Annotated in this window: 15 protein-coding genes; 5 read left to right on the top strand and 10 right to left on the bottom strand. The window is 63.0% G+C overall.

All coding sequences use genetic code 11. The features are described from left to right. Nucleotides 1–10 precede the first annotated feature (10 nt). Nucleotides 11–1,135: an FAD-binding oxidoreductase gene (locus tag HSRCO_RS00360; protein WP_259518398.1), complete on the bottom strand. Its 1,125-nt coding sequence runs from the start codon at nucleotides 1,133–1,135 to the stop codon at nucleotides 11–13. A 63-nt stretch (nucleotides 1,136–1,198) separates the two neighbouring features. Further along, complete coding sequence (locus HSRCO_RS00355) at nucleotides 1,199–1,696, bottom strand: redoxin domain-containing protein (protein ID WP_259518397.1); 498 nt, start codon at nucleotides 1,694–1,696, stop codon at nucleotides 1,199–1,201. Between the two features lie 630 nt (nucleotides 1,697–2,326). Between HSRCO_RS00355 and HSRCO_RS00350 the strand changes: the two genes are divergently transcribed. After that, nucleotides 2,327–2,728, top strand: coding sequence for a hypothetical protein (locus tag HSRCO_RS00350; RefSeq protein ID WP_259518396.1), 402 nt, complete (start codon nucleotides 2,327–2,329; stop codon nucleotides 2,726–2,728). 338 nt (nucleotides 2,729–3,066) lie between these two features. On the opposite strand, the gene HSRCO_RS00345 is transcribed toward HSRCO_RS00350, so the two are convergent. The 6 genes from HSRCO_RS00345 to HSRCO_RS00320 all read right to left on the bottom strand — a co-directional run bounded on the left by HSRCO_RS00345 (nucleotide 3,067) and on the right by HSRCO_RS00320 (nucleotide 10,670). Further along, complete coding sequence (locus HSRCO_RS00345) at nucleotides 3,067–4,530, bottom strand: acetyl-CoA hydrolase/transferase C-terminal domain-containing protein (RefSeq protein WP_259518395.1); 1,464 nt, start codon at nucleotides 4,528–4,530, stop codon at nucleotides 3,067–3,069. Continuing rightward, nucleotides 4,527–5,093 (bottom strand): MaoC family dehydratase, encoded by a 567-nt coding sequence (locus tag HSRCO_RS00340; protein ID WP_259518394.1) that lies wholly within the window; start codon nucleotides 5,091–5,093, stop codon nucleotides 4,527–4,529. The genes HSRCO_RS00345 and HSRCO_RS00340 overlap by 4 nt, the downstream gene beginning before the upstream one ends. Before the next feature lie 37 nt (nucleotides 5,094–5,130). Beyond that, entirely contained in the window at nucleotides 5,131–6,336 is a 1,206-nt protein-coding gene (locus HSRCO_RS00335) for an acyl-CoA dehydrogenase family protein (RefSeq protein ID WP_259518393.1), read from the bottom strand. A gap of 267 nt (nucleotides 6,337–6,603) precedes the next feature. Next, complete coding sequence (locus tag HSRCO_RS00330) at nucleotides 6,604–7,212, bottom strand: DJ-1/PfpI family protein (protein ID WP_259518392.1); 609 nt, start codon at nucleotides 7,210–7,212, stop codon at nucleotides 6,604–6,606. 51 nt (nucleotides 7,213–7,263) lie between these two features. After that, nucleotides 7,264–9,297: a TRAP transporter permease gene (locus HSRCO_RS00325; protein WP_396266435.1), complete on the bottom strand. Its 2,034-nt coding sequence runs from the start codon at nucleotides 9,295–9,297 to the stop codon at nucleotides 7,264–7,266. A gap of 236 nt (nucleotides 9,298–9,533) precedes the next feature. Next, nucleotides 9,534–10,670, bottom strand: a complete 1,137-nt coding sequence (locus tag HSRCO_RS00320) for a TAXI family TRAP transporter solute-binding subunit (protein WP_259518390.1) — start codon at nucleotides 10,668–10,670, stop codon at nucleotides 9,534–9,536. 435 nt (nucleotides 10,671–11,105) lie between these two features. Here HSRCO_RS00320 and HSRCO_RS00315 point away from each other — a divergent pair, with 435 nt between their 5' ends. Both HSRCO_RS00315 and HSRCO_RS00310 read left to right on the top strand, forming a co-directional pair. After that, on the top strand, nucleotides 11,106–11,549 hold the full coding sequence (locus HSRCO_RS00315) for a universal stress protein (protein WP_259518389.1): 444 nt from the start codon (nucleotides 11,106–11,108) through the stop codon (nucleotides 11,547–11,549). Nucleotides 11,550–11,887: 338 nt separating this feature from the next. Next, nucleotides 11,888–13,255: an MmgE/PrpD family protein gene (locus tag HSRCO_RS00310; RefSeq protein WP_259518388.1), complete on the top strand. Its 1,368-nt coding sequence runs from the start codon at nucleotides 11,888–11,890 to the stop codon at nucleotides 13,253–13,255. Here the strand turns inward: HSRCO_RS00310 and HSRCO_RS00305 are convergent, their stop codons facing one another. After that, complete coding sequence (locus HSRCO_RS00305; protein WP_259518387.1) at nucleotides 13,256–14,023, bottom strand: IclR family transcriptional regulator; 768 nt, start codon at nucleotides 14,021–14,023, stop codon at nucleotides 13,256–13,258. A gap of 251 nt (nucleotides 14,024–14,274) precedes the next feature. On the opposite strand from HSRCO_RS00305, the gene HSRCO_RS00300 reads away from it, so the two are divergent. Next, nucleotides 14,275–15,081 carry an SDR family oxidoreductase gene (locus HSRCO_RS00300; RefSeq protein WP_259518386.1) on the top strand — a complete coding sequence of 269 codons (807 nt, stop codon included), beginning with the start codon at nucleotides 14,275–14,277 and terminating at the stop codon, nucleotides 15,079–15,081. A gap of 37 nt (nucleotides 15,082–15,118) precedes the next feature. Beyond that, a complete protein-coding gene (locus HSRCO_RS00295; protein ID WP_259518385.1) occupies nucleotides 15,119–16,357 on the top strand; it encodes an MFS transporter in 1,239 nt (412 codons plus the stop codon). Here HSRCO_RS00295 and HSRCO_RS00290 read toward each other — a convergent pair. Continuing rightward, nucleotides 16,349–17,122 (bottom strand): polysaccharide deacetylase family protein, encoded by a 774-nt coding sequence (locus HSRCO_RS00290; protein ID WP_259518384.1) that lies wholly within the window; start codon nucleotides 17,120–17,122, stop codon nucleotides 16,349–16,351. The two genes, HSRCO_RS00295 and HSRCO_RS00290, sit on opposite strands and share 9 nt — an antisense overlap. Between the last annotated feature and the right edge of the window lie 54 nt (nucleotides 17,123–17,176).

Raw genomic sequence — 17,176 nt, 5'->3', positions numbered from 1 at the left:
TCCGGACGGGTTAGAAGTCCGCGTCTGGATGGTTCTCGAACCGTTCCGGGGACAGGTCGCCGGGGTCCGATTCGCCGGTCACGATCTCCGCCACCCGACGACCGGCCGCGGTGGCGAGCTGGAGTCCTTCCGAGTGGAAGGCGACGAAATACAACCCGTCCGGACCGGCGGGCCCCACCATCGGGCGTTCGTCCGGGATACGGGATCGGACGCCGGCCCACTCCTCGACGATGTCGGAATCGATGAGCGACGGAACGAGCAACTCGATAACGTCGATCGCGTTCTTCCGGATCTCCGCGGGAACCGAGTTGCTGACCGTCGCCGGGTCGTATTCGGTACCGGCCTCGTAATCGCCCGGAGAGTGGCCGACGAGAACCTCGCCGTTGGCCGATCCGCGGAGGTAATACCCCGTGTCCTCGTGGACGATATTCGGAATCGTGGTGACACGATCGGCGAGCGGTTCCAGCCGGAGGATCGGCGCAAGCGTGTGTCGAATCGGTAGTTCGACACCCGCACTCCGACCCACCTGGAGGTTCCAGGGGCCGGCCGCGCTCACGACGGCACGGGCCTCGATGGTCTCCGAATCGGTCTCGACGCCAGTCACCCGCCCGCCCTCGGTCGAAACGCCCCGGACGGTCGTACCCTCGACGAATGTCGCGCCCCGTTTTTCGGCGCGTTCGACGAATTCGAAGGTCAGCTCAGTGGGTCGGAAGTAGCCAGCATTGGGGAGGAACACGGCGGCTTCGAGTACGTCTGTCGCGAGTTGCGGGAACAGAAGTGTCTCGTCGAGATCGGCTGGATCCACGTGGGCTGCTATGGGTGCGTCGACGGCTCGTACGTCCTCGGCGGCCGCCTCGCTCGTGGCGACCTCCAGGCGCCCGCCCAGTGGTTCGTACTCGGTCATGGCGGCGGCGTCGGCCAGAAACTCGTTGAACGTCTCCAGCGCGTATCGCTTCATCCGGTCGAGGGTCGGTTCCCCGTGGAACCGAAACACGGCGGTCGATTTACCAGTCGTCTCCGCGGCGATCGCCCCCCGCTCGATGACGCGGACCGGTCGATCAGTTCGTCCGGTGAGGTGATACGCAGTACTCGCACCCGCGATCCCTGCACCGATGACGACGATCGGGTCCACCATATGCCACGATTATCCGTGAATTTAGATAAACACTATCCATCCGGGAGGCCCAGCCCGAGGACCTTACGACGTCGACACCGAGGCGACCACGTCGTACAGATCGTCGACGAACCGATCGAAATCGGGATTGTCGCCGTCACGAACCCACCGATACGCGACCGTCCCCCTCTCGTCGAGTACGAAGACGCTCCGTTCAGCAACTTCTATCATGTCGTACATGGCGGGATCGACCACGTCGTACTCGTGGATGACCTCGTGGGTCCAGTCCGAGAGCATGGGGAAGTTGAGGTCGTGCTCCTGAATCCAGACGTTCTGCGCGAACGGCAGATCGACGCTGATCCCGTAGACCGACGCGTTCACGCTGTCGAATTCGTGCATCGAATCGCGGAACGAACACATCTCTGCCGTGCAGCCGTTCGTGAACGCCGCCGGGTAGAACGCCAGGTTGACCGGTCCCGATCCGAGATGGTCGGACAACGTGAACGGTTCGACGTCGTTGTAGGCCGCCCCGTTCGCCCGAGGGACGGTGAAATCTGGGGCCGCGTCACCTTCGGTAACCATGTCCGTGGTACGGCATCTCAGCGGTTAACCATTGGGTCACCGACGTCTGTCCGTGTAGACGCCTCGGGGTCCAGCCTCGAGGCACTCGGCCTGTTCCGCCTGTAGACGTCCCGGGAAAGCGGAGGCCGAATTACGGATCGGTCTCATCCGTTCGCTGCACCGTAGTATCAAAATACACATATAGTAAATTTTCGTATTGTTTTGGTCTCACACCACCGCATATCGATCAGCAACCAGAGGTCTCAGGCGTGCTCGCTGCGCGTGATACCCCCGGTCGTCGAACCGGCGTATCCGTCGCTAGAGCGTGAGGATAGGAACGACGATTTCGGTACAGTCAGGGGCTACCCACGGAGATACATCGTTTCTGCGAGGCCCCAGCAGGAATACGACACCAGCCACCGATGCCAATCGAATCCCACCGGAACTATCCGGACGTGTGACAACACGTCGCCGTGTTCGGGTCGATACCCGCCGATACCCGCTGCATTTCGAGTGGTGAATCAACCGAGATAGACGGGGCGAGTAGTATTACTGGAAACTGGTAGGAGTGTTTTTATATCATAAATAGTATGTTTGCGTGCGGCCTGCATTCAGCGTGGGTCTCGATCGAACACGGGTTCGGAATCGGCGATGGACAGTCCCAAACAGCGCACCCACGAGAACGATTCATCGGGTTCGGCCAGGCGGGACAAAACGGCAACCGTCCCCGATCGGCGATGGCTCGTCGCCGCCGTCGATGCCGTCAGCCAGGACGAACAGTTCGATGGTTACACACGGGGCTTCGAGTCGACGATACGGGTCGCCTTCGGAGCCCGCGAGCACGCGGTGACCGTCGACGAGGAAGCAATCACGACCGGTCACGACGACCCGACGTTCGTCGTGGGATTCATCGACGCGCTGGACCGCGATCGACCCGCCGTCCTCGGGTGTTCGGTAGGCGCTATCGTGTTGGAACCGGGCACGTCCCAATTGTCGAACCCCCACCGATGTACCGTATCTCGAACCGATACTGGACGACATCGCGGAGGCTGACCGTTCGCCCGGCGAGAGGGCCGAGTAGCAGCGAGATATCCGACCGTCGACCAGCCCGGAAAATGCACACCCCCTCTTCCAGATATTCCGTCTGCCTTTACATCCATATTGCTGTAAAGATAGCCACCCCGCTATCGGATCGAGCTATCCGGTTGTCATTCGTTGGAGTTATTCGAACGGCTGATAGCCCGTTTCGGACGCCGTATTACGAGATGATCCGAAATATCGCGGCCGAAAACCGTTTCCAGAGCCGTCTCGCGGGTGCTCCAAATTATTCGAACAAACGCGACAGATAGATGGCGTTACCCGGCGAGAGTCGTCCCGACGCCGCCGCTCGATCAGTCAAGCCAGCTGTACGCGACGTCGAGGTCGTGAGGCGTGTGGCCCGCCTCTTCGCTGGCGTGGTCGAGATAGTCGTTGAGTCGATCGCGATAGTCGGGATGAGCGCATTCGGTGATGATCTCCTGGGCCCGTTCGACCGGGGAGAGTCCACGCAGATCGGCGACCCCGTGTTCAGTGACGATGACTGAGATGTCGTGCTCGGTATGATCCACGTGCGTGACGGCCGGTCGCACCCGCGAGATATCGCCCCCGGCGGCGGTGGAGGGAAGGGCGGTAACAGAGACCACGCCGTTCCGGTTGAAGTCCCCGCTCCCACCGATCCCGTTCAACATGCGAGTTCCGTTCACGTGGGTCGAGTTGACGTTCCCGTAGATGTCGATCTCGACGCCACTGTTGACCGCGACCACCCCGAAGCGGTCGATGAGTTCGGCCCTGTTGGAGATGTCCGCCGGGCGTAACACGATCTCGTCGTCGTACCGTTCGATATTCTCGAACAACCGTGCCTGGCCGTCCTCGGAGAGCGCGAGCGACGTGGCACTCGCGTCACGGAAGGTGCCGTCCTCCAGCAGGTCGAGCATCCCGTCCTGGATCACCTCGCCGTAGTACTCCAGCGGCCGACCACCGGTCTCGAAGGAGCTGAGAGCACCCATGAGGGCATTGCCCATGCTCCCGACGCCGAACTGGAGACGAATCGTCTCCGAGAGGGCCGGATTGCGTTCCATTTCCTGGGCCATGAACGAGGCGAAATTGTCGGCGATCCGCTGATCTGTCTCCGTCGGCTCCCGGAAACTGTAGGGCGTATCCGGATCGTCCGTGAGCACGACACCCCGGAGTTTCGAATCGTCGAATTCGACCCACGGATCGCCGATCCGTTCACCCGGGGCGGAGAGCGGGATCGGGCCGCGGTGGGGCGGCAGACCGGGCCGGAAGACGTCGTGAACCTCGGCGAGTTCGATAGGCTGGCTCTCGTTGACTTCCACGATGACCTCGTCCGCCGCTGCGATGTACGAGGGCGTGTGGCCGATTGAGGTCGACGGGACGAGCCGCCCCGGTTCGACCGCGACGGCCTCGATAATGGCGACGTCCGCGTCGACGAACGTGCCCAGTTCGACGCTCTCGCCGAGGCGGGCGATGTGCGTGTCCTGGAATGCGACCCGACGATCGTTGATCGCCTTCCTGGAGGTCGAGCGTCCCTGAAACGGGTACCGGCGGGCCATCGCGTCGGCCTCGATCAGTTGTGTGTCGATCTGTTCGCCGGTACTCCCGCCCGAGACGATCGAGAGCGAGAGGTCGCGCCCAGATTCGGCAGCCCGGGCGAGCGCCGACGGTACAGCTTTCGGGTTGCCGACGCTTCCGAAGCCGCTGACGGCGACGGTGGCGTCGTCGGGGACTATCTCCGCGGCCGCCTCGGCGTCGACGATGGGAAGGTCGCCCGCCAGTCGTTCGCTCGGAGCCGTCATAGCTCGTCGGGCTGGGCACCGACGCCGTCCGGCCAGCCGGTTGGCTGTTCGGGCGATGGCTGGGCGTACTCGCGTTTCAGTACCATCGGCGTCCGCTCGAGCGAGAGGACCAGCTCGTCGTCCTGGTTGAACGCCCGCAGTTCGGTCGTGACGATACCGACGTGGTCTCTGGACTCGCTCTCGCGTTTCTCGATGACCTCCGACTCGGCGAACAGTGTGTCGCCGTGGAACACCGGCCCGTGGTGGCGGATGTCGTCGTAGCCCAGGTTCGCCGTGGCGTTCGCAGAGACGTCGATGACGCTCATCCCGACGACGAGTGCGATCACGAACGTCCCGTCGACGAGGCGTTCGCCGAACTCCGTCTCGGCCGCGTAGGCCTCGTTGAAGTGCATCGGGTTGAGGTTCATCGTGATATTCGTCATCCACACGTTGTCGGTCTCCGTGACCGTGCGGCCGTAGGGATGTTTGTAGATGTCGCCAACCTCGAAATCTTCGAAGTAGCGGCCTTGCCACCCCGCGACGATGCGTCGGTCCTGGTCCGTGGAATCGGTGTCGTTTGTCATGGTTCCTGTCGGGTGTTGTTCGGAATGTACTTAGAGATTAGTACGAACGGGGAAGCCCCAGCACGGAGTTCCCGAGGTAGTTGAGCACGAGTTCCTGGGTGATCGGGACGAGTCTGGTGAGCCTGGCCTCCCGGAAGTACCGTTCGACGTCGTACTCGCGGGCGACGCCGAAGCCACCGTGGGCCTGCACGGCGATGTCGGCGGCGTCGAAGGCGGCGTCGGCGGAGAGGAACTTCGCCGTGTTGGCGCGGGCGCCCGCCTCGGTCCGTTCGACGTCGTCCAGCACCTCGGCCGCGCTGTAGGTGACCTGTTTCGCTGCCCGGAGGCGGGCGTAGGCTTCCGCCATCGGGTGTTGCATCGCCTGGTTCGACCCGATTGGGCTGTCGAACACCTCTCGCTCGTTGGCGTACTCGACGGCGGAGCGAAGGGCCGTGAAGCCGAGGCCGAGCGCCTCCGCGGCGATTGCGAGGCGTTCCTCGTTGAGTCCGTCGAGGAGCTGATAGAAGCCCTCGCCTTCGACGCCGACCAGATTTCGTTCGGGGACACGAAGGTCCTTGAACCACATCTCGAAGGAGTGGACGGCCGTGCTCGCGGTCTTGGGGATCTGCTGGATTTTCAACGCGTCCTGGTCGTAGGCGTCCTCCAGATCTACCAGAAACATCGAGATCCCGCGGGTTCGCTTCTCGACGTCCGCTTTCGGCGTCGTCCGCGCCATCACGAGCGCGTAGTCGCTGTGATCGACCCGCGAAATCCAGATCTTCTGCCCGTTGATGACGTATTCGTCCCCGTCCTTCTCGGCCTGGGTCTCGATCGAGGTGGAGTCCGAGCCAGCGTTCGGTTCGGTGAGACCCAGCGACTGTAATCGGGACTCGCCACTCGCGAGTTCCGGAAGAATCTCGTCTTTGAGGTCCTCGCTCGCGTGGCGGACGAGGGGAACACTGTTGTAAATCCCACCGTGGATCGACTGGGGCGCCGTGAATCCGCCGCCCTCGGCCGCGAGTTCCTCCATCATCACGACGACCTCTTTGGTCCCCATCCCGACCCCGCCGTACTCCTCCGGGATCAAGATGCCGAGCCAGTCGTGATCGGCCAAGGTATCGACGAAGTCGCTCGGGTACTCCCCGGAGATGTCCCGGTCCCGCCAGTATTCGTCGGCGTACTCCGCCGATATCTCCCGAATGCTGTCGCGGACGAGCCGCTGCTGACCGTCGAGGGTGACGGTATCACGCCACTCACTAGTCATACAGGGTACTGGTCAACACCCGACAGAATAAAATAACCGATAATCCGTGAAGAATTCGGCGGAGAGGCGATACCGGGCGGGGAGCGCTGGCCGGTTCGAGGGGGCCGAGCTATCGACGTGGAAACGGCAACGCGAACACCGTCGCTGACAGCACCGCAAGATCGTCCCCACGCCGGGGAACGGCTCTTCCACGGCAGTAATCCGTTCGCGGTTGCTGCAGTAGACCGGGCGTCGATCAGACCCCGATCGTCGGCCCCGCTGACCGTGCTACTGAACGCCGGGGCGATAGACCTCGCCCCGTGGCTCGTACTCCATCCGATCGGCGACCCGATCGGCGATGTCGTCGCCGAACTCCCGTCGCACGAAGTGAAAGGCGAGGTCGATACCGGCGGTCACCCCGCCGGACGTCACGAGGTCCCCGTCGTCGACGACGCGTGCGTCGACCACGTCTGCCCCCGAATCTTCGAGGTCGTCGATGGCCCCGGAGTGGGTGATCGCCGGGCGTCCGTCGGTTACGTGCGCGCGTGAGAGGAGCATGCTGCCAGTGCAGACACCCAGCATGGTCGCCCCTTCATCGTACATCGCCGCGACGGCCTCCGGGATGACGCCACGTTCGGCCTCGGCCCAGGCCCCGGTTGTACCTTTCGCGCCCCACTGCCCACCGGGTACCAGCACGACGTCGGGGTCGCAGTCCTCGAGCCTGGCGTCGACACCGATTCGAAGCCCGTGACTGGCGGTCACCGTGGAGGCGTCGTCGACCGAACAGAGCGTCACCGCCAGATCCGCCCCGGCTTCCCGGGCGTTCTCGAGGACCTCGAACGGGCCGATCACGTCCAGTTCGTCGAATCCCTCGAAGACGATAATGGCGATATCCATGCCACACTTTCACGATGAACAGTAAAAACGTTTGCCGGAGAGCGAAACGGCCTACTTCGGGTCCGCTTCGACCGCGTCGGGTTCTTTCTGTTTCTTCTTCGGGAATATCGTCGGCCCTGGCAGCGAGGAGAGCGGCTGCGGTTTCCCGACGAACGCCTGCAGGACGTACAGCACGACGATGAGGACGAGCGCCCCAAGCTGCCAGGTTCGCGTGGGATGGACCATGGTGATCAGTCCCAGTACCGAGAAGACGATTCTCGCTGGAACGTTGATCACCATGCCGAATCCCATCGGGTAGTTGATCCCGTGGATGATCGCGATCCCGCCCGCGAGGGCCAGCGCCCCGGAGAGCAACACCGGGCCGGTGAACGTCGCCGAGACGATCTCCGGGTGGTAGACGAAGGCGAACGGGAGGACGAACAGCGGCGCGGATATCTTGATCCCTTCGACCGCGGAGCCCCAGAAGTCACCTCCCGATATGCCTGCGGCGACCGCGATCGTAGTAGCAATTGGTGGCGTCAACCCCGCGAGAATCGCGGCGTAGAACACGAAGAAGTGTCCCGCCAGCTCCGGCAGCAGGAACTGGTTGATCATCGTCGGCGCGATGAGCAACGCGACGATGGTGTACGCCGCCGTCGTCGGCATTCCCAGTCCGAGGAGGATCGAGATGATCACGGCGAGCAGGGAGGCGAGCCAGAGCCGACCGCCGGAGAGCTCCATGAGGGTCAACGCGATGTAACCCGGCACGCCGGTCGCCGTGAGGATGTCGACGACGCCGTTGATCGCGGCGAGGATGATGGCGACCGGCGCCAGGACGATGACGCCGACGCGGGCACCGTTGAGCGTCTCCCAGACGCCGCGTTTGCCGGCTTCGACGACCGTCTCGTCGCTGAGTCCGGCACCGGCCTGGAGCAGCGGGATGCCTGTCGCGGTGAGCATCATCGACAGCGAGGTGTGCAACGCCGCGGTCATGACCGTGACCTGGGCGATCCCGAGCTGATAGATCAGGACCCCCATCGGAATCCCGTACTTGACGACTTCCGTGTAGAACTCGGACCTCGGCATCGGCTCCTGGATGAGCTCGTCCAGGTCCACCTTGCCGAGTTGCGGAACGGAGACGTAGTGGACGCCCATGAAGATCGTCACGACGAGGACCGCGGCCGGAATCAGACCCGCCATGATGACGTCGACGTAGGTGATCCCCGTGATGAGGTTGGCCATGATGAACGCGCCAGCGCCCATGACCGGCGGCAGAACCTGTCCGGAGGTCGACGCCACCGCTTCGATGCCAGCCGACGTCTCTGATTTGATCCCGTACCGGTTCATCAACGGGATGGTGAACGAACCGGTCATGCTGGCGTTAGCGGTCTGGCTCCCGTTCACCGATCCGATGACGGCCGAGGAGAGGACGGCGGTCTGGGCGATCCCGGAGTCGATGTAGCCGGCGGCCCGGAACGCGAGGCGCATGATGAGATCGAACGCCCCATAGGACCTGAGGAAGCCGGCGAACAGTAAGAACAGGGCGATCCACGCGGCCACCAGACGGGTCAGGAACCCGAAGAACCCGTCGACGCTGACCACGAGAATGCGCATCAACCGGCCCCAGCCGATACCACCGTGCTGGAACGCGCCGGGGAAGTACATCCCGTAGCGGCCGTAGACGATCCCGAGTAACACGATGGCCAGGAACGTGAACCCGAACGACCGGTAGGTCAGGTAGATGATGACCAGCGTGAACACCGCTGCCCCGTAGAGTTCGAACTCGAGCGCACGACCCGACCGAGTGACGTACAGCGCGTGAAAGTTCGTCGCCATGTAGATGGTCGTCGCGAGCACGTCGATGGCCGAGAGCGTCAACAAGGTCGCGGTGAGACGATTGCCCGGTGCGTACGCTGCTTTCAGATCCGCGAGAAGGGACCCGTTCCCGCCGCCGGACATTTCCATCAACTGGTGCCAGATATAGAGGAGGAGAATACCCCCCAAAAAGAGGACCCCATACTGTGCGCGAGGCATCATCTGGGAGTACGCATAGTAGATAACGATCCCCCAGAACACGACGGAGAGGGCAATGAGGACGTTGCGCATCGAGACGAATTCGGCGTCCCACGGACCTTCCCTGTCGAAGCCTTGCGTGACGTCCGGGACGTCTTCCTTCGAGGCCGGCGGTTCGCCGTGGCTCACGTTAGATCACCGTCCTCGGTCCGGCGGTACTCTCACTCGCTGCACGAATTATCGGTCGTCCATCGGTCGGATTGCGCCACATGATATTACTTGGTTATTTTCGGACGAACAAATATGTTAATCGGATCGGCGGGTCAGGACTAGTTGGTTTCGCCGACCATCCACTCGTCGTTCCAGGCGTCGTTCTCCTTCCAGTAGTTGGCGATACCCGGGTGAATCTCGAGGTCGGGGATCACGGCCTGCGTCATCGACTCGACGCCCGAATGGTCGAGGGCCGTCGGGTCGGCTTCACGAAGCGCCTCGTGATGCTCCGAGGCGATGCGGGCCACTTCATGAGTGGCGTCCGCCGGAATTCCGGGGCCGAACACCCACTGTCCGGCCAGCACCCATGCAGTGGTGGTATCGGTGACGTCCGTCACGTCCTGTTCCCATTCGTAGGGGTACTCGTCGTAGTCCTTCCGGGTCGCGCCGGCGACGTTCTCGATGGCCTCCAGCAGGTTGTCGCCGGGTTCGAGGAGGTACAGTTTGCCATCGCTGCGCACGTCGACTTCCTGGACCCAGCCACTGAGGTTGACCCCGTTGGCACCGTACACAGCCAGGGCGTCGGCGCGACCTTCCGCGACGGCACCCGAGATGTCGCCAGTGTCAACGTTGAGTATGTCGTTGCCCTCCCAGTAGCCTGCTTCTTTGAGGACCTCTTCGGTCAGCAGACGGGTCCCGTAGCCCGGCTGAATCGGGTAGATCGTGTAGCCGCCGTCCAGGAGGTCATCCGTCGATTCGAGTCCCGATCCGTCCATGGCGATCATGTGGATCTCGAGACTCGTGAAGATGAAGCCCTGCATCGGGAGCTCGTCGACCGGCTCCTCGTCGAACGGTGGCCGATCGGCCATCGCTTTCGCGAGAGAGTTGTTGTCGACGCCGAGGAACTGGAAGTTTCCGGCGTCGTACTCGTAGAGGTTCGCGGTCCAGCCGTCGGTGTTCTGCACACTGATCGACACCTTGTCGCTGTGCTGGCTCGCAGCCCGGGCCATCGCCTGTGCAGCCTGCTGAGTCGATGAACCGCTGCCAGTCGCCGCGATATTCAGGTCGTACGTTTGCGATCCGCCATCGCCACCATCGCCACCATCGCCACCATCGCCACCATCGCCGCCATCTCCGCCGTCGCCGCCATCTCCGCCATCTCCGCCATCTCCGTTACTCGAACAGCCAGCGAGTGAAATCACACCGAGAGTCGACGCCCCTTTCAGGATATCCCGACGCGTGGTATCTCTTGCCATTACGTTCCCATTAAATCAATCGTGTACAATAAACCTATCGAATATCACCGGTAGCCGACACATACCGTCGATATCGGGGGATAACAGCCCTGAAACGACATCGCACCGAAATAATCGACGTGTTTATCTGTCACCTCGATAGGTCGAACGGGGAACGTCCGAAGCGGCGGTATCGTCGAGAGATTCCCAGCGGTCGAGTGGAGCCGGTAACGAGGGGGCCCCTGGCACTCCCGGCCCGGTCGAAGGGTTCCGTCTCCACCAGCAGTGCAAGTGCAGCCGGACATCCCCAAATGCCGACTTTCGTGCAGTGATTGGCCGTTCTCCACCTGAAACGTAGGGGTGTGCGCCCAGCCGAAAACCGTACTCGAATGAGGAGGGTCGACTACGGCGCGAGGTCATGCAACGTTTATGTGATTTCGGCTACGACAGGTACTCATGTACCGAGTTCTAATCCCGGTCGACGACAACGAAGAGCGTGCCGAGAAACAGATCGATACCATCGGGAATATCCCGTCGGTCGACGAGCCGATCGAGGCACACGTCGTATACGTCTACGAGGAGATCGAGACCCCCGGAGAGGGCGGTGGGTTCGCCACGGGATACCTCGATGATATCAACGAGTCGCTCGACGAACTCCGCGACCCACCCGAGACAGTCAACGACGTCGCCGAGGCCCTGTCGGACCGGGGCATCGACACGGAGATCCACGAGTTAGTCGGCGATCCCGCCGAGGCCATCCTCACGGCGTCACGTGAACTCGACGTCAACATGCTGCTCATGGGAGTCCGCGATCGGTCCCCGATCGGCAAGGTCGTCTTCGGCAGTGTCAGTCAGAAAGTCATCCTCGGGAGCGAGGTCCCCGTCCTCGTCGCACGGTAACCGGACCGATCCCGTCGTCTCTGCGTGGTCGATCTCCAGGGATAGCGCCGGCGCTCGAAGCCGCCCCCCCCCCGACCCGACCGGCCTTGCTGGGAGCGGGCGCGTAACTGAAACTTTCCAGGGCGGCGAGGAGGCCGGCCTGGATCGGGGCACCATTCATCAGTACCACGGTCGCAATCGAATTGTCGGTGAGAAACCGATCCACACGATAGTTGGGGGTTCCTCGGTCGAACACCATCGCCACTGCACGTCGATGGGACACGACACACTCGAATCGGCAATCTGCCCGGGTGCGGTGAGGTACAACCATTATATATACAGGCGCGAAACGAAGGGGTATGACACCCCCGCACGACGATAGCGCAGCGACAGCATCGGGGACGCTCGCCGAATTCGTCACCGAAACGACGGTATCGGACCTACCGGACCGGGGACGTAACGCGGTCGTTCGGGCCATTACGGACGGTGTTGGTGTGACGCTCGCGGGATTGGCCCACGAAAGCTCCGAGATCACCGGCGGATTCACGGGTCGAGTTCCCCGGACGGGCATCCCTCTCGACGGAGCGACCGGTGGCGAACGAGCCGAGCTGGCCCTCCACCTCGGAACCGCAGCACACGCACTGGATTACGACGACCTCACGTGGGCGATGGACGGCCACCCGACGGTGGTCTTGCTTCCGCCCATTCTCGCGTTGACCGAACACGTCGACCCGACCGGTGAGGACGTCATCGAAGCCTACGCCGTCGGTTTCGAGACAGCCAGCTACGTCGCAGAGCCGGTGAGCCCCGATCACTACGAGGCGGGCTGGCACGCGACTTCGACGTTCGGGGCGATCGGCGCCACGGCGACGGCCGCCTCCTTGCTCGACCTCGACGTCGACGCCACCAGGCGCGCACTCACCGTCGCCGCGTCGACCCCCTCGGGCCTGAAGGAGAACTTCGGGACGATGACCAAGCCGCTCCACGCCGGACTGGCTGCGCGGTCCGGCGTGACGAGTGCGCTGCTCGCGGCCGATGGGTTCACCGCCGGCGACCGGGCGATCGAAGGGGACAAGGGGTTCTGGTCGCTCTACAGCGGAGCAACGGACGCCGCCAGTGAACTGCCGCCCGCCCCGACGAGCGAGGGGTGGACCCTCGTCGATCCTGGCATCCACATCAAGAAATATCCGGCCTGTTACTTCTCGCACACGACAATCGCCGCGACTCGTTCGTTACTCGATGCAAACGATATCGATCCGGAAACCGTCGAAGCGGTGCACGTGCGAGCGGCGGGTGGCGCACGCGATGCGATCGCCTACACCGAGCCGGAGACGGCACTACAGTCGAAGTTCTCGATGCCCCACATCGTGGCGGTGGCGATGACCGCAGACCGGGTGAGCGTCGAGTACTTCGAACCGTCGGCCCTCGACGACGAAACCCTCGCCGAGCGGCGAAATCTCGTCGAATTCACGGTCGACGAGACACTCCCCTACGACTCCCACGCCGCCACCGTCACCATCGAGACGGCAACCGACACCTACGAGACGGCCACCGACCATCCTCCCTGGACCCACGAGCAGCCGCCGAGCCGTGACGCGTTGGAAGCGAAGTTCGTCGAGGCCGGCACGCAAACCGTCGACGAGGCGGCTGCACGGGAGGCGTTCGATAGGCTACAGGCGCTGGACGAGCGACGGTTTGCCGAAATCCTGGCCCCGATCCGGGCGTGATCAGGAGTACCGGAGGTTGAGTTCGATCTCGTTCGCAATACCTCGCAACAGGTCGGGGAGCTCCGTCTCGAACCACTCGCCTTTCATCCTGTTGAGTGGGCCCGAGACGCTAAACGCCCCGATGACGTCCCCCTCCTGCCCCGACACGGGGACTCCCATGGCTCGTAGTCCATCGATGTTCTCCTGGGTGTTCACCGAATAGCCTTGCTCCCGGATCTTTCGGACCTCGTCCATGAGGACCTCGGGATCGGTGATCGTCTGCTCGGTCCGCGCCGGAAGGCCGCCTCGCTCACAGAACCGCTCGACGGCGTCGTCTGGCCATTCGGCCATGATCGCCTTCCCCGCGGCCGTCGAATGGAGGTCGATACGCTTGCCGATTCCCGGATCGGTCTGGACCGCGTTGCTCCCGGTCTCGCGGTAGAGGTAGACTGCACTCCCGTGTTCCTCGACGATGAACTGCGCACGTTCGTCGGTTTCGACGGCCAGATCGCTGACTTTCCGACTGATAAGGTGTGAGCCTTGCACCCGATTGCGGGCGTGTTCACCGAGGTCGAGAAATCGCAGACCGATGTGATAGCGATGGCCGTTCGTCACGAGATACTCCAGGTCGACGAGCGTCTGAAGATACCGATGGAGGGTACTTTTCGCGACGTCCAGTTCCGATGCGAGTTCCGAGAGGCGCATCCCGTCGTTGTCCCGAATCGTTTCGAGGATCTCGAACGTCTTCGCCGCAGTTTTCACCGACCGTCGGGAGTCCGGTGCGTCCATACCTCACCGTCCGTCGGCGGATCCTTTTACGTTCCCATTTCTCAAACGATAGTTTCGCATGTGGGTAAGTGGCGGGAGTCGCCCCGTCGACCGACATTGGGAACGTATAACACAGTGAGATGCGTACGCGGGGATATGGCCCGATATCGGACGCGCACGACCCCGATGGCCTCGCAGACGTCCTGCCGCCGGGAGGCGATTTCTCGCTCAGCGGACCCGCCCGAGTGGCCACCAGGAGGGAGGACCTCGTAATGGACCTCGAGCTCGAGGACCGGCGAGCGCTAGTATTCGCGGCGAGTAAAGGATTGGGTCGGGCCGCCGCGACGGAACTGTCCCGGAACGGGGCAGAAGTTACCATCGCGTCCCGTGATCCGGAGAACCTCGCTACCGCGAGAGATCACATCGTCACGGAGGCCGGCGTCGAACCCACCCGGGTCCACACACTGCAGTGTGATCTCGCAGTTCCCGCCGACATCGAGACGACCATCGCCGCTGCCGTGGACGCGATGGGGGGACTCGACGTGCTGGTTACCAATCACGGCGGACCGCCGGTCCAGTCGATCGCGGAGACCGACCTGGAGACCCTGGACCGGACCTACGAACAGGTGCTCCGGAGCACGGTGCTCGCGCTCAAGAACGCCCTCCCGGAACTCGTTCGTGGTTCTGCCGACGCGGCCGTCGTCAATATCGTCTCCGCGACGGCGGCCGAACCGATGGCCGAAGACGTACTCCAGGCGGCGTTCCGGCCAGGAATCTACGCCCTCTCGAAGAGTCTCGCCGAAGAGTACGGGCCGAAGGGAGTTCGGGTTAACGCGGTCTGTCCCAGGGGGATCGTCACCGACCGACTCGAGGACAAGATCGAATTGCTTGCCGAGCGAGAAGACATCTCGACCGACGCAGCGAGGAAACGACGTGCGGCGGAGTTGCCGATTCGTCGACTGGGTGACCCCCCGTCGTTCGGGAAGGCGGTCGCGTTTCTTTCGTCCCCGGCTGCCGACTTCGTCACGGGCGAGACACTGGCCCTGGACGGCGGATGGCTCGACGGAATGTCTCCGTAAACGGAACAGATTTGACGAGACGTTTCGATGTGATGCTGTGGACGACAACGATCGCTCGATAATCGGCTTCCTGATGGTCGGCCACGGGATGGTCCACACGTACGAGTTGTCGATTCCAATCCTCCTGACGGCCTGGCTTCAGGAGTTCTCGACCAGCGTCGCCATCCTGGGCGGGGCGGCGACGGTCGGTTACGGGCTATTCGGCGTGGGAGCGCTCCCGGGCGGTATCCTCGTCGATCGGTACGGCTCGAAGCGTCTCGTCATTGCGGGAATCGCCGGGATGGGCGCCTCATTCGTGCTCCTCAGCGTCGCACCAGGGGTCGTCGCCATCACGGCCGCCCTGGCCCTCTGGGGAGCCGCCGCGAGCGTGTATCACCCAGCGGGACTGACGCTCATCAGCAACGGCGTCCAGGACCGGGGACGAGGGTTCGCCTACCACGGAATGGGAGGCAACGTCGGTATCGCGGCTGGTCCCCTGGTGACCGCTCTCGTGTTGCTCGCCTTCGACTGGCGCATCGTGACCGTTCTCCTCGCGGTACCGGCACTGGTGGCCACGCTCTATGGACTGACCGTCTCGTTCGATCCCACGGCCGCCGTGGAGTTCGACACCGAAGCGGACCGGAGTCCGCCACCCACACTCGAAACGTTCACGAGTGAAACGCGGCGACTCTTTACCCTCGGCTTTCTCGTCGTGTTCGTCATCGTCTCGCTGAATGGACTGTACTATCGGGGAATCCTCACCTTCCTGCCCGACCTGCTCGGGGACTTTCTCACGACGTCGGTCGGCGACGTGAGTCCCGGGATATTCGGACCAGACAGTCAGTTTGCAGGCGAGTTCGACATGTCCCGGTACCTCTACGCAGGGCTGCTCACGGTGGGTATCGCGGGGCAGTACCTCGGCGGTCGATTGTCTGACGCGCTCGAACCCGATCGAGGCCTGGTCTTCGTTCTCGTGGGTCTGACGGTGTTGGCACTGGCATTCGTGCCGGTCGCGGGGATGGGGCTCGGCGGCTTGCTCGTGGCGAGTTTCGTGCTCGGACTGATCCTGTTCGCCGTGCAACCCCTCAACCAGGCGACGATCGCCAAATACTCGATGCCCGAGGCCCGCGGCCTGTCCTTCGGCTATACCTACCTCGCCATATTCGGCATCGGGGCACTCGGCGCGTCGATCGTGGGACTCGTACTGACCTACGCGACCGTCGACGTGATGTTCGTCGTCCTCGCACTATTCTCCTTCGCGTCGACAGTGCTGGCGCTCTTCCTCGTTTCACGATAACGACTTCGCGACGGTGAACGGTGGAAAAACGTCGAGCAACAGACCAGGGCCATCCCCCGTCTTCGAGACGAGGTCGTCCGGCGACCGGAGGACTCGATCGGCGATCCACGACCCGAACGTCGAGAGGCTATCGTAGGAGGCCAGGATGTTCGGATGGAACAACAACAGCGAGGAGTCACTCGCCTCGTCCGCAATCGCGTCGAATACTCGCTCCGGATCCGTTCCCCGCTCGAGTCGGTGGAGGTCGTACGGGCGCAGCGGCGTCACGATGGCCGGAGACCCCTGCGAAACGGCTGTTTCGTCGTCCGAGAGGTCGCCGACGATCCACTCGACGCCGAGATCCGCTGCCGCACGCACGGTCTCCGAACTCACGCGACTATAGGGGACGTGAAAGCCCACCGGTCGCTCACCGATTTCCGCCTGGATCGTATCGATGGCCGCCGATAATTCGTCGTGTGCCGTCTCGTACGACGTCTCCATGTACGAGGTATGGAGCTGACCGTGGAGCACGATCGAATGCCCATCGGCGGCGAGGTCGCTGATGGCGTCACGTACCCACGCACGCTGGAGGTGCACCGTCGGAACCGAGACACCGGCCTGGACGTCGGCCGCCCCCAGATGATCGGCAAGTTCCTCGAATTCCGATTCGGTGAATTCGTCCAGGATGTGTGCGACCCGGGTATCGAGCGGGACGTCGTCTTCGATCAAACGGACGAATTTGAGGTACGGTTCGACAGCGCGTCGTCGCTGGTCCGGAAGATCCATGGGGCCAGTTGCGATGCACGGACCATAATAGTGCGGAGGGCTCCGAGAATGCGG

Source organism: Halanaeroarchaeum sp. HSR-CO (assembly GCF_024972755.1).
Classification (GTDB): domain Archaea; phylum Halobacteriota; class Halobacteria; order Halobacteriales; family Halobacteriaceae; genus Halanaeroarchaeum.
Note: the sequence above shows the minus strand (reverse complement) of the source record. Positions and strands in the feature narration are given on the sequence as shown.